This is a genomic window from Butyricimonas sp. Marseille-P3923, assembly GCF_900184685.1.
Taxonomy (GTDB): domain Bacteria; phylum Bacteroidota; class Bacteroidia; order Bacteroidales; family Marinifilaceae; genus Butyricimonas; species Butyricimonas muris.
This window is the reverse complement of record NZ_FXXL01000007.1, coordinates 20,501-34,069: the sequence shown is the minus strand read 5'-3', so window position 1 is coordinate 34,069 and position 13,569 is coordinate 20,501. Positions and strand designations below refer to the sequence as shown.

General features: G+C 44.0%; 10 protein-coding genes. 2 read left to right on the top strand and 8 right to left on the bottom strand.

The window, feature by feature from the left end:
- Positions 1-16: 16 nt before the first annotated feature.
- From CS948_RS11625 to CS948_RS11590, 8 genes are all read right to left on the bottom strand, one after another.
- A complete protein-coding gene (locus CS948_RS11625; RefSeq protein ID WP_099291913.1) occupies positions 17-1,126 on the bottom strand; it encodes a TlpA disulfide reductase family protein in 1,110 nt (369 codons plus the stop codon).
- Between the two features lie 8 nt (positions 1,127-1,134).
- A complete protein-coding gene (locus CS948_RS11620; RefSeq protein WP_141560939.1) occupies positions 1,135-2,064 on the bottom strand; it encodes a hypothetical protein in 930 nt (309 codons plus the stop codon).
- Positions 2,065-2,085: 21 nt separating this feature from the next.
- Complete coding sequence (locus CS948_RS11615) at positions 2,086-3,579, bottom strand: RagB/SusD family nutrient uptake outer membrane protein (protein WP_099291911.1); 1,494 nt, start codon at positions 3,577-3,579, stop codon at positions 2,086-2,088.
- Between the two features lie 10 nt (positions 3,580-3,589).
- Positions 3,590-7,234, bottom strand: a complete 3,645-nt coding sequence (locus CS948_RS11610; protein WP_255301983.1) for a SusC/RagA family TonB-linked outer membrane protein — start codon at positions 7,232-7,234, stop codon at positions 3,590-3,592.
- 168 nt (positions 7,235-7,402) lie between these two features.
- A complete protein-coding gene (locus CS948_RS11605; RefSeq protein ID WP_099291909.1) occupies positions 7,403-8,569 on the bottom strand; it encodes a FecR family protein in 1,167 nt (388 codons plus the stop codon).
- A 120-nt stretch (positions 8,570-8,689) separates the two neighbouring features.
- The gene (locus CS948_RS11600) at positions 8,690-9,253 is read right to left on the bottom strand and encodes an RNA polymerase sigma-70 factor (protein WP_099291908.1); all 564 of its coding nucleotides are present in this window, start codon (positions 9,251-9,253) and stop codon (positions 8,690-8,692) included.
- A gap of 119 nt (positions 9,254-9,372) precedes the next feature.
- Entirely contained in the window at positions 9,373-9,615 is a 243-nt protein-coding gene (locus CS948_RS11595; protein ID WP_099291907.1) for a hypothetical protein, read from the bottom strand.
- Between the two features lie 310 nt (positions 9,616-9,925).
- Positions 9,926-12,067, bottom strand: a complete 2,142-nt coding sequence (locus tag CS948_RS11590) for a Tex family protein (protein WP_099291906.1) — start codon at positions 12,065-12,067, stop codon at positions 9,926-9,928.
- A gap of 165 nt (positions 12,068-12,232) precedes the next feature.
- Here CS948_RS11590 and CS948_RS11585 point away from each other — a divergent pair, with 165 nt between their 5' ends.
- The gene (locus CS948_RS11585) at positions 12,233-12,880 is read left to right on the top strand and encodes an ABC transporter ATP-binding protein (protein ID WP_099291905.1); all 648 of its coding nucleotides are present in this window, start codon (positions 12,233-12,235) and stop codon (positions 12,878-12,880) included.
- A gap of 69 nt (positions 12,881-12,949) precedes the next feature.
- Positions 12,950-13,552, top strand: coding sequence for an FKBP-type peptidyl-prolyl cis-trans isomerase (locus CS948_RS11580; protein ID WP_099291904.1), 603 nt, complete (start codon positions 12,950-12,952; stop codon positions 13,550-13,552).
- Positions 13,553-13,569: the final 17 nt, after the last annotated feature.

Here is a 13,569-nt window from a genome sequence, read left to right as displayed (position 1 = left end):
TAAACAATCATCGCTTCTATTCAGATTCAGCATTCAACAACTCTTGCACTTTCTTACGCAACACGTTTCGATGCAATTCTTTAGCCGCAAACTTACCCTCTCTGTCCAGAACCACTAAATAAGGTATCCCCTCAATTCCCAAATCTGTACGGATACCATCTTTTTTATAGCCACGCGGATTCCGGTAACTCTTCCACGGGAGCTGTTCTTCCTGACAGGCTTTCAACCATTTCTCTCTGGAATCATCCATGGAAATACTCACGACACGCAACCCCATATGAGCGAAATCTTTATACAATCGCCGCAAACTTTTCATCTCACTCCGGCAAGGTCCACACCACGATGCCCAACAATCAATAACCGTAATGTATCCTTTCAAAGAATCCAGTCGAATTGTATCACCCGCTTCATTCTCCAAAAGATAATCCGGGAAATCTTGACCGATAGCACTCACGGAAACTCTTTCCAACTTGTCTTTTAAAGTTTTCCCGATACTCAACTGCTGTATTTCCGGCGACAGCAAATCATACATCTCTTTTCCCCACTCGTAATGCGACTTCATTTCTTCGCTGGCTAAATAAGCGGCATACACGTTATCGGAATACTTTTTCACCAAATCACGAGCAATAGAAAAACGTAAATCATCAAACCACAACCTCTCAGACATCAAACTATCGAGCAACACCTGATCGTTCCTCGTGGAAGCCTGAAAAATACTTAACCCGGAGGCATTCTCTTCTACCACCTTATCGTAAAGGTCATTAAATGTCGCCAAACACGCTTTTCTTACCTCGTTGGCTCTCGAGCCTCTTAAACTATCACCACGAATTCCCTGCTGCGAAGAAACGGTTATACTCATCTCATTCCCATCTAAAAACAGATCTGCTTGCCGTTCGTTGATTTTCAAACGATATAACCCGGGCTCCTGAAGAATCCCTTCAAAAGCATATTGCCCGTCTACCAATTTTCCCGAATACAGCACTCTCGAGTTCTCCCCGGTAACAGCCAGAGTAACCTGTCCCGTATCCACGTCAGTAACATTTACTTTTAACCGGAACGATTTTCCTTCTTGAGAGGAACACCCCATCATTCCGGTCAATAACACGAATAAAACAAGTACTTTCATTTTTTTATTCACTTTCTCGCAGCCAAATCCTCTTTAACCGAAGCGACCAACTTTTTCATATACTCATATTTACTCAATATGATTGAATGCTCGGCATGAGTCTTTTGAAAGTTTACCTCATCATCTTTCAACACCTCCATAACAAAATCAAGTACATCCGCAGATTCTGTCGGGCAGACATAAGCTTCCCCCCAATATGAAGAAGGAGTAGAACTTAAAAAACCATATTCTTCTTTAGATTTCCAAGCAAATGTCGCACCCCATAAAGAATTTCGAATATCTTGACGGTGCATAGCTTTTAACTCTCCATTCAAATTAAAATTATCCGAAAGCCTATAAAAATCTTCCAACTGCTCCGGATAACTATTCACTAAAGCATGCGCCCATTCAGACCCCCGAACTCTCAAACCAAAAGCTTCTTTATCTTCCCGTGTCATATCCTTTAATTCCGCGATACGAGAGATTGCCGCTCCCGACATTCCATAATAAAGATCTACCGGCTCATCACTAAGTATCATGTCTTCCACAAGCAAAAAGCATCTAGGTTTCATACCTGCTTGCTGGAAAGGAATAACATACTCTTCCAAAAACTTCACACCCTCCAGTATATCTTGACGCTGTTTCGAAAGAGTGTATTTCAAACTGGTCACATCTTCCTCTATAGAGTAACCTAACATCATGGTCTTATAATAAATAATCGAATCCCCGTTCGCATCCAAGCCTCTATACTCCTTTCCGATCGTGTCATTATAATAAACAGGCATTTGGTATTTACTATAAATTTCATAAATCAAATGATCCAATTCATCATTGGGATTATCCTTTATCACGTACCAATCCACATCCACGTTTGACGGAGATAACGTACTATTTTCATCATCATGACAACTTGCCAAAGCAAACAATGACAACAATAATATTCCAATTAAATTTTTCATCATCAATCACTTTTTCGATTACTATTCATATTCCACATACACGGGAGCAGGTCTTTCATTATTTACCATATTACCATCCGTAAACTGTAATTCATACGTAGGGATTGGCAAAACCCACCCACCGTTAGGATAGGCTTCCAGTTCATAATATCCATACGCTATACCAGAATCCTTAACGCGTACCTCATGTCTTATCGGCTTTGTTTCCGGGTATTTGGGACTCACTGAATAACGACGCAAATCGAACCAACGATGTCCCTCGAAACACAATTCCAAACGACGCTCATTCCGGATGAAATTCACCAAATCTTTCCCCGTTTTTGTTGCAATATCCGGCACACCACCAGTGCGATAACGAGTTGCTAGAAAAGAATGCATAACCTCTCTCGCACCCTTATCATCATCCAACATCGCTAACGCCTCAGCCTTATTCAAACAAACCTCCGCGTACCGCACCAAGTTACAATCAGACACTCCTCCATCCGACCATTTTTTAAATTTCAAAGGGTAATTCCCGTAGGAATTAATCTCAATCCCAAATTGATAACGCAAATCATTTGCTTGATTAGAAAAAGCATCTTCCAAATCGGCAGACATCGCATACGTCGGCTTCGAATTCCATCCCACCATAGCATTTAAACGATATTCTCCCATGGAAAAAATCGTCTCCGGAGATTTGGAAGAAAGCATGCTGGAACCCGATGCCAATACATTCAAGTCCTGTAAACGATAAGCTGCCTGCATAATGGTATCGCATTGTTTATCACACTTTTCCCATTCTCCCATGTAAAGATACACCCTGCTCAACAAAGCTCTAGCCGCCGATTCATTAGCCCGATAAACCGAAGGTTGCACGACACCTTTTAAATTCGAGATAGCCTCTGATAAATCCTCCACCATCAAACCATAAACCTCTGCCACCGGATCACGGACAAAATCTTTGTCTTCCACCTCTGCGCTCACTTTAATAGGAACACCCAAATCCGTGGCGGCACTCCCCGCCACATAAGGTTTGGCATACAAATTCACCAACCAGAAATAGTAAGTAGCTCTCAAAAACAAGGCTTCCCCCTTAACCCGATGGTAGTCCGCACCGGCATCCTGAAAGGCTTCCACCTCATCCAATATCACGTTCAAAGAAGCTATATGCTCGTACAACCCACTCCACACTTCGTCATTCTCAACAGTTCCATTTTCACTCGTACTCGGTAACTTCAACCACTCGTAATACCCCAGATAAAGCGCATTCCCCATACTTCCCAAATAACTTGGTCTAGATGATAACTGCACATCATCATCCATCAAGTGAATCCACGAAGCTATCGTTGTTTCACCTTCATCTTCGTATTGACCTGTTTCTCGAGAGATCATGTAACCATCTCCTACCAGCAACTCGCTTAAATCCGAAATTGAATTTACATATTGCAAATCTCTAGGATACTCTTCTAAAAAATCCCCACAAGCCACTAACAGTACACTCCACAGAATACCAAATATATTTATTATCTTTTTCATACGCTACAATTTAAAACGTTACATTTAAATTCATTGAAAAAGTCGGACAAAGCGACATATTAATCGACGGGGCAGAACCCGATTGAACAGCTGGATCCTGTCCCTTTAACTTCTTGTCACAAATCATAAATAAGTTCGTGCAAGAGAAACCGATATACGCCGACTTCATATACATTTTCCTCGCGAAAGCCTCCGGTACATTATAACGTAATGACAAAGATTGCAACTTGAGATAATCACCGCTAACCACCCGAATATTGGAATTATCCCACATATTCCACAGGTTCTTCCCGAAATTATAAGGTTTTTCCACGCACCACATTCCCATCGTCTGTCCAAACCTTGCACCGGAAACGATACCCGGAATCGTCGTTTTGCGTTCATCACCGGGATATCTCCAACGATTTATAAACTCTTTCCTCGCGTTCGCTGTTGGCTGGGGAGCTATCGTTCCGTAAGTAGTTTCCAAATCCGGGTACATCTTTAACAAACGAACTTTAGAACCCAAACTATAAGCCAGATTAAACGATAAAGTAAATCGACGATAAGTAAAACTATTGGTCAATCCACCCTGAATAACGGGCACACGAGTACCGGAATGTTCTAACACGGTGGTAAACACATCATCACGATCCATTGCATCGTACAAAGCCCCCCTATCCAACACAACATTTCCCTCCTCGTCATAATCATACTGGTCTACATCATAAAACATCGGACACCCGTCAGTCGGATCCAACCCTTTAAACTTGTACGAATAGAAAGTATTCAAGGGACGTCCCACGATTTGGGCACTACCGTTCAAGTAATCTTCATAAGTATACCGGTCATGCATGGATTTATCTTTCACCTTCCGTCCTTTCGTCAACTGATTCAATACCTGCCCCAACTGAGGATCAAAAATCCACCGGAAACCATTAGGATTCTCCGCGGAAAGCGTGTTCACGGGAATAACTCTCAACGAGAACTCGAATCCCTTATTTTCCAAGGTTCCCTTGTTCAGCACGTAATCTTCTCGCCCGTTAACACGTGAAATTGTTTTCGTCAAGAATGTGTCATTCGTCTTCTTATAATAATAACTTACACTGGCAGATAATCTTCCTTTAAATAAATCAAAATCCAACTGCACATTGGTAGAAGCCGTTTTTTCCCATTTCAACGAGGGATTCGGGAACGTCTCAACAAAAGAAGCGTATTCACCCAAAGTAGAATTCATATCTCCCTTGCGTATAACCAACTTCGAACTTTCGGACTCTAACATATTTCCTTGATAACCAAAAGAAGCACGTAAAGATAAACTTCCCAACCAATTTACATCCTCGAACAAATCATTCTTAATATTCCAACGTCCGGATACAGACCATATAGGAGTAATTTTATCATTCGCCTTCGTACCGAATTTATTAGACGTATCAAAACGCATATTCGCGTTAAACATATACAGCCCTTTGTAATCGTATGACAATGATGCGTAACCGGAAACCAAATTCGTTTTGGAATCAGAAAACACACCTCTAGCCTCACTCGTTTGACTCCATCTACGGAACGCTTGATAATAAGCCAAATCTATCTCCGCTACCAACAGACCTCGCTCCGGAGTATATCCCCTATACGTTTTACGCGCACTCGTGTAATGACTGGAAGAAGCCTCCGCACCGACTGTAGCCACAATCTGATGATTCCTCTCTGTATCCAAATACTTATTGAAATCCAACTGGGCACGCAAAGTCCAAGACTCACTGTCGGAATTTTCTTTCTTCAACTCTCCTCCCACCGGACACTCGTTCACCTGATCCTCGTCTTTATCGGGATCTTTAAGTAAACTATCCGTCTGTCTTAACTTTCTCACGTAAAAAGACTCCTGACCATACCAAGTATCCACATCCGTCGAAGAAGTGGAATACGAGAATGTCAAACCTAATTTCAAAGGCTCAATCATACGCCAATCAACAGTAGCGTTCACACTCATACTCTTGGAATCCACATCATAAGAGCTATTATTCATCTCATTAATAATACTATATGGACACCAATCATTAGAATAACCTCTACGTTTATAAAACCACAAACTTCCATCTTCATTAAAAGCGGGAAGAGCCCGGCTCGTGTTATATGCATATCCCAACACATTTACCTCGGAAGGAGTATAAGAGCGATCGGACACATTTCCATTCATACCAAAACGCAAAGTCACGTTATTCAAATTAGCCGTCAGATTCACACTTGTCGTGTAATTCTTCATTCCTTCCCCTTTCGTCGTTCCTTGGCTATCATTATATCCCAAAGAAGCGTAATATTTTAACGAAGACGATCCCCCGGAAATACCCAAAGTATGCCTATGAGACCAAGAATTCTGCAACAGCAAATCCAACCAATCCGTGTTCATCGACTCGTATCTGCCTACCTCTTTTTGGAACTGATTGAAATCAATCTTGTCATTCCAATAATCACGTAAAGCCCCCTCGTATCCGACCCACGAGTCAACCGTGTTATATACAATTCCTTTCTCTACCAATTCCCTCGACAAAGCGATTCTCTCCTTCGAATTCATCATATTCACACTTTTATCCCCGTAATGCGGACGACGCGTAAAAGTTCCCGCTACCGAATAATTAATCGTCGGGGGACCCTCCTTACCCTTTTTAGTCGTGATCACGATAACACCGTTTGCCGCACGAGCACCGTAAATAGCGGTAGCCGAAGCATCTTTCAAAACATCTATCTGCTCAATATCCTCCGGGTTCAATCCGGAAATCGCATTACCCAACAAATTCACGAAATCCAAATCATTAAGCTGCGAGGGATCAATATCCACCGGATCCTGTTGAATAATTCCGTCTACCACCCAAACAGGTTCCTGATTCCCTAAAATAGTAGAAGTCCCCCGGATTCTCAAACGTGGAACAGCACCCACTTGTCCCGAATTCTGCATAAAAATCATTCCCGGCACATGCCCTTCCAACATCTGGTCGATACTATTCAATCCCGGCACGATAATATCCTCCGCCTTGATCGAAGTCACGGCACTTGTCAGTTTCCGCTTGTCAATCGTCTGATACCCCGTACTCACGACAACCACCTCATCCAAGGTTACCTCCGATTCCTTCATCACCACGTTAATCGTATCCTTACCCGTGTAAGCGACTTCACGATTCTCCATTCCCACGAAAGAAAACAACAAGGTAAACTTTTCCATCGCCGGCAAATTCAAGACATACCGTCCCTCCACGTTCGTCACCGTTCCGAGCGTCAAACCCTTCACCAGCACCGTCACACCCGGAAGAGGAAGTTTCTTCTCGTCCGTTACCCTACCCACGATACGGATACTTTTCTTTTGTTCATCATCCGCGACTTTCACCTCACGCTTCACCACGATAATATTCCCCCTGAAATTGTAGACCAAATCCGTCCCTTCAAAAATTCGCTTCAACACATTCTCCACGGTTTCACTCTCCACCTTGATTGATAACTTCCCCAATTGGTTTGTCTGCTCCGTGTTAAAGAGAAAATGTAAATCCGTCTGTCGTTGAATCTCATCAAACAACATTTTCACCGTTACATTTTTCATGTCCAAACTCACTCTCTCCTGTTGGGCAAAACTACTTGCCGAAAGAGAAAATGTAAATCCAATCATTAAAACGAGAAACACTCTCATAATTTTCCAAAATTTGTGTCCACATCCCCGTAAGAATGGCGGACAATTTCCATTTTTTTGCATACATTTGTAGTTGAATAATTAACAATTATCAATAAGCTTCACGCCAATAAAGCTCAATGATGATTAAAACACACGGGAGGTGCTTCCAACGCCTTCCGTTTTCTATTATCGTGAAATCACTATTGTACGCCCCTTCACCGAGAACAACACACCAGTAGCCTCGGTTATAACATCAAAAATATTTTGTATCTCTTTATACCTTCCCAAATACCCGGAAAAATGCAATTGCTTCACGGATTCCGTCTGATAGAATACTTCCACGTCATACCACAAAGAAAGAGTAGTCATGATATTCTCCAAAGTTTCATCCTCGAAAGCAAAAACACCTTTCACCCAAGCCAAATACTGCCGGGGATCCACCTGTCGAATCGCCATCGAACCGTCTTTCGGATCAAAACAAGCAAGCTCTCCCGGCTTCAAAACACATTCATTCCCGGAACGGATAGCCTTTATCCCGACTTTTCCACTTTCCAAAACCGTTTGAATCCCTTCCGGTCGCCGTGTATTCACGTTAAACGAAGTCCCGTACACTTGCACCTGCACCTCGTCCGTCATCACGTAAAACGGGCGGGTAGAATCCGTTGCCACCTCAAAATAAGCCTCCCCGGAAAGAAAAACCCGACGTTCATTCTCGTCAAATATCACCGGGTATCTCAAATCCGTGGCTGAATTTAACGTAACCCGGGTCCCGTCGGATAAAGTTAAATGAAACTCCCCGCCCTTGGGAATTTGCAAGGTATTATACTTCAACTCAATTTTTTTCCCGTTCCCGCCGTCCTCGTACACCAAACCACCATCCGTCCTGCGTACCCTTCTCCCCTCTTCCAACCTTATCTCACTTTCTTCGAGCTTGCCCAAAGACACTTTCACTCCATCGGAAAGAATCAACGTCGCCTTATTCATCCCGGGATAAATCACCCCGCCAATCTGCTGTGGATCCAAAGTAACATCTTTACCCGCCAGCCAAACCGCCAAACCGATCGCAACCGGTATAACTACCGCCGCCACGTACTTCAATACACGTGTAAACAACTTAGGTTTTCTCGCTTGAGTCCGATTCAAGAAACAACTCCACCCTTTTTCCATATCAATATCACGAAATTCCGGAAATTCCGAAGCAAAACGATTATCCCGCAACATCTCCTTGAAAAAACACCGATTTTCTTCCCGTTCCTCCACCCACGATTCCAACACGGCCTTCTCCTCATCCGAAATCGAACCTGCCAAGTAAAGACGGATCAATCGAACAATATTTTCATTATACACATTCATTATACATCTTTTTTTTACTCCCTATACGACAAGAGTACCCAAAAGAGGTAAAAGAAAAATCACTTTTTTACCGGAAAAACATCAACCAATTGATTTCAAGCAAGAAAAAAAACAAAAAAATTAAATCAACTTAAATAACAGAACCCAGAAAAACACATTCCCTAAACGCTCCTTCAAAAAACATACCGCATTTCTTTTATGCGCTTTCACGGTTTGAACAGACAATGACAACAACTCAGCAATCTCGTCATTCTTTTTGCCTTTTAAATGCAACTCGAACACCTCCCGACAACGTTCAGGCAACTCACTAACAGCAATATACAACTCCCGGTAAATTTCCTCCCTCATCAAGCCAAACTCACCATCTTCCCCCTCTTGTTGATTCTCCATCATGTAAACAACATACCGCTCCTCCACTGCTTTGTGTTTCAAATAATCCAAACACTTGTTATTTACTAAATCATACAAATACGCCCGAAATCCACGATAGGAATTAAACACCTTACTCCCCTCCCATATAGCGATAAAAACCTCCTGCACGATATCTTCAGCAACCTCCCTCTGTTGTACTCGACGCATCGCGTACAACACCATGTAGCTGTAGAATCGTTTAAACAACTCCCGGTAAGCCGAAACTTGCTTCACATTAATTTGCCGAATAAATTCACCGTCAACATTACACATACCAACAACTTATTCCGAATCAGTCCGTACAAAAATAATACATAATTCTATCTTTTTGAAGGGAAACTTAAAAAAAAGCATCCTCCCGATCATTACCGAGAGTATAACACCCGTAATTCTTATTTCTTTTTCTTCTCCAAATCATCCTCCGGCTCCGTTCCCAACGCTTCGGATTCCTCCTGGATTTCGTCCATGTAATTTGCCAGATTATCCCGTGCGTCGTCATCATCGTTTTCCAATATCTCACCCAAAGCGTCGACATACGCTTCCTGTAATTTCTCATCATCCTCCGGGGTCAAATGTCTTTTTACATCTACCTCTTCTTTCCCGGAAGCACCTTTCTTATTTTCATTCTTTTCCATAATGCTTTATCTTAAATCTATATAGCATTGAAACGAAAGGAAAAGAAAAAAGTTCGGTACCCCAAATCTACCCCCATACACGAGCTTTGAGTGAGTTTTAGGCGGGTTTTAGGCGGCATCGCCTGATATTCGCCTACTGTTCGCCCACACTTAGCCCACGTTTTAACAGGAATTAAGTACCCCGGGTACATGTCAACAACCCTTTACCCAGGTGATTCGGCGGGTAAAAGATAATGTATTTTCACCCCATAACATAGTTTAAAGTTAGCACAGGGGATGATATTCCCTTGCTCATCCCCGTGCAGCACGGTTAATCACGCGGGCATTGCTTCATTGACAAACCTATCCGTTTCCGGGCTTTATCCACTTGCGTAATTTTCACCGTCACGTGCTGATTCAACGAGAGCACATCCGCCGGGTTAGAAATATATTTATCCGCGATCTCCGAGATATGCACCAACCCGTCCTGCTTCACGCCTATATCCACGAATGCCCCGAAATTCGTCAGGTTGGTCACGATACCCGGAACCACCATTCCCAATTCCAAATCATCAATCGTGTGAATATTCTCGGCAAAGCTGAATACTTTCGCCACGGAACGAGGGTCACGCCCCGGCTTTTTCAATTCATCTATGATATCCTTCAAGGTAGGCAACCCGATCCTGTCGTCCACGTAACGGGACAAGTCTATTTTATTGCAAGCCTCCTCGTTACCGATCAACGAGGTCAACGGTAACCCTAAATCTTTCGCCATACGTTCCACCACGGCATAGGACTCCGGATGCACGGACGAGTTATCCAACGGGTTCGCCGCTCCCTCTATCCGCAAGAACCCGGCACATTGCTCGAAAGCCTTCTCCCCCATTCGCTTCACCTTCTTCAACTCGTTACGACTCTTGAACGCACCGTTTTCCTTGATATAAGCAACCACGTTTTCGGCCAACGTCGGTCCCAAGCCCGAAACGTACGTCAACAAATATTTGCTTGCCGTATTGACATTTACCCCGACACGGTTCACGCAGGACTCCACCACCCGGTCAAGACTCCCCTTCAATTTCGTCTGATCGACATCATGCTGGTATTGTCCCACCCCGATAGACTTGGGGTCGATCTTTACCAACTCGGCAAGCGGGTCCATTAACCGACGCCCGATAGACACGGCACCCCGTACCGTCACGTCATATTGCGGAAATTCATCCCGGGCAATCTTCGAGGCGGAATAAATAGACGCCCCGCTCTCGCTGACCACGAAGACTTGTATCTCCCGATCATAACGCAGATTTTGTATGAAACGCTCCGTTTCCCGTCCCGCCGTTCCGTTCCCGATCGCGATAGCCTCTATCCGGTAAGAATTCACCAGATTCGAGATCTTGTTGGCGGCTTGTTTCACCTCGTTCTGGGGCGGATGCGGGAATATCGTTTCGTTATGCACCAGATTACCTGTTTCATCCAAACAGACCACCTTGCATCCCGTGCGGAACCCGGGATCAATACCCAACACCCGTTTGTTGCCCAACGGCGGAGCTAAAAGCAATTGCCGCAGATTCTCGGCAAACACTTTTATAGCCTCCTCGTCCGCCTTTTGTTTACCCGACTGCAAATATTCCGTTTCTATCGCCGACAGCAATAAACGCTTGTAACCGTCTTTCACTGCCATAGCCACTTGTCCGGCACTATCATTACGGGCTTTCACGAAAATCCGCTCCAACGACTCCAAGGCCTCGTCTTCCGGAATCCCGACGCTTACCTTTAACACTCCTTCCGCCTCACCCCGGCGTATTGCCAGCATACGATGCGAGGGTACACGCCGCAACGGTTCGGAATAATCAAAATAATCGGCAAACTTCTCGCCCTCCACCTCTTTGCCCTTCACCACTTTCGCTTCCACGACCGCAACCCGGTCAAAAAAACGGCGAATCGTGTTACGGGCACGCTCGTTCTCGCTCACCCGTTCGGCAATAATATCTCTTGCCCCTTGTAAAGCATCCTCCTCGCTCGCCACGTCGCCTTTCACGAAACGGGCTGCTTTTGTCCACACGTCCCCGTGTTCCTGACGTGTCAAAATATCCGCCAACGGCTCCAAGCCCTTCGCTTTCGCCTTCGACGCGCGGGTCTGCTTTTTCGGCTTATAAGGCAAATAAATATCTTCCAATACCCGAAGTTCAGTACAATTCTCGATTTGCCCTTTCAGTTCCGGGATTAATTTATCTTGTTGTTCGATACTCTCCAGTACCGTTTTCTTCCGTTTTTCCAGTTCTTTGAACTGCTCGTACATCTCCCGCACCTGTCCGACCTGTACCTCATCCATACTTCCGGTCATCTCTTTCCGGTACCGGGATATAAAAGGAATCGTGGCTCCTTCGTCCAATAATCCTAACAAATTTCTTACAAATCTACTCTCGAAACCACTCTTCCGGGTCACGAAAGCTATCGGATCCATGTAATACTCCATACGTCATTTATTTTAGACGGCTAATATACGCACACTTTATTTTAATCACTATCTTTACCCGCAAAATTTATGACTTACGATTCACGATTCGCGATTAAAAAAACGTTGATTGGCGGGAAGGAATCATGTAATCTGAAATCATAAATCAAAAATTAAAATGGAAACATGATAGAGATTAAAAATATAGTCAAAAGTTACGGGGAACTAAAAGTACTGAAAGGTATCAATCTCTCGATAAAAGAAAAAGAGATTGTCACGATTGTCGGGGCAAGCGGTGCCGGTAAAAGTACATTGTTGCATATTCTAGGTACACTTGACAGCCCGGACGAGGGAGAAATCCTTTACGATTCCGTCAACGTGGCTCGCCTCGCCCCGAACAAACTATCCGTGTTCCGCAACAGTAACATCGGGTTCGTGTTCCAATTTCACCATTTATTACCGGAATTCACCGCTCTTGAAAATGTATGTATCCCGGCATGGATAAAGGGAACAGGCAAAAAGGAAGCCGAGAAACAAGCACTGGAATTACTGAAAATGCTTGGACTGGGTGACCGTACGGCACACAAGCCCAATCAACTGTCCGGCGGGGAACAACAACGGGTGTCCGTGGCACGTGCCCTCGTCAACCATCCCCGCGTGATACTTGCCGACGAACCCTCGGGTAATCTCGATACCCGCACGAAAAGCGAGTTGCACCAACTCTTTTTTACCCTGCGTGAAGAACTCGGGCAAACCTTCGTCATCGTCACGCATGACACGGAACTCGCGACCATGTCGGACAGGCAAATAAAATTAAATGACGGTATGATTTGAGATTTCGCTCAATGTTCTTACATTTGCATCTTAATGAACAAAATATTTATTTATTAATTAAACCTTTCAATGAAATATACTGAAGAGTTAGACAAAGTGAGTTACTGTTTAGGACTAAGTTTCGCTAGCAACCTCCTTTCATCAGGAGTCAACACCATCAATCCGGAAGCCCTTCTCGACGCGCTGAAAACAGTTTACGCCGGTCAAATGCCGGAAATCAAACCGGAAGAAGCAAATAACATCTTACAAGAATTCTTTACCAAGTTACAAGACGACAGAGGTAAAGCCGCTAAAGAAGCCGGAGAAAAATTCTTGAACGACAATAAAGGACAAAGTGGTGTAATCACCCTGCCTAGCGGGTTACAATACAAGGTAATCTCCGAGGGTAAAGGAGCTACCCCGAAAGCAAGCGATACCGTGAAATGTCATTACGAGGGACGCCTGATTAACGGTGCCGTGTTCGACTCTTCATATCGCCGCGGAGAGCCTGCCGAATTTCCCGTGAACGGGGTGATTCCCGGTTGGGTAGAGGCATTGCAACTGATGCCCGTGGGTTCAAAATGGCAATTATTCATTCCCTCCGATTTGGCTTACGGTGCTCATGGAGCCGGACAGGCTATCGGACCGAACGAAACGTTGATTTTTGATATAGAATTATTAGATATAGTATAATTTAATTCACGAAAAAC

Excerpts from the sequence above, each read along its gene's own strand:
- CS948_RS11625 (WP_099291913.1), bottom strand. The coding sequence starts at position 1,126 with ATGAAAGTACTTGTTTTATTCGTGTTATTGACCGGAATGATGGGGTGT.
- CS948_RS11620 (WP_141560939.1), bottom strand. The coding sequence starts at position 2,064 with ATGAAAAATTTAATTGGAATATTATTGTTGTCATTGTTTGCTTTGGCA.
- CS948_RS11615 (WP_099291911.1), bottom strand. The coding sequence starts at position 3,579 with ATGAAAAAGATAATAAATATATTTGGTATTCTGTGGAGTGTACTGTTA.
- CS948_RS11610 (WP_255301983.1), bottom strand. The coding sequence starts at position 7,234 with ATGAGAGTGTTTCTCGTTTTAATGATTGGATTTACATTTTCTCTTTCG.
- CS948_RS11605 (WP_099291909.1), bottom strand. The coding sequence starts at position 8,569 with ATGAATGTGTATAATGAAAATATTGTTCGATTGATCCGTCTTTACTTG.
- CS948_RS11600 (WP_099291908.1), bottom strand. The coding sequence starts at position 9,253 with ATGTGTAATGTTGACGGTGAATTTATTCGGCAAATTAATGTGAAGCAA.
- CS948_RS11595 (WP_099291907.1), bottom strand. The coding sequence starts at position 9,615 with ATGGAAAAGAATGAAAATAAGAAAGGTGCTTCCGGGAAAGAAGAGGTA.
- CS948_RS11590 (WP_099291906.1), bottom strand. The coding sequence starts at position 12,067 with ATGGAGTATTACATGGATCCGATAGCTTTCGTGACCCGGAAGAGTGGT.
- CS948_RS11585 (WP_099291905.1), top strand. The coding sequence starts at position 12,233 with ATGATAGAGATTAAAAATATAGTCAAAAGTTACGGGGAACTAAAAGTA.
- CS948_RS11580 (WP_099291904.1), top strand. The coding sequence starts at position 12,950 with ATGAAATATACTGAAGAGTTAGACAAAGTGAGTTACTGTTTAGGACTA.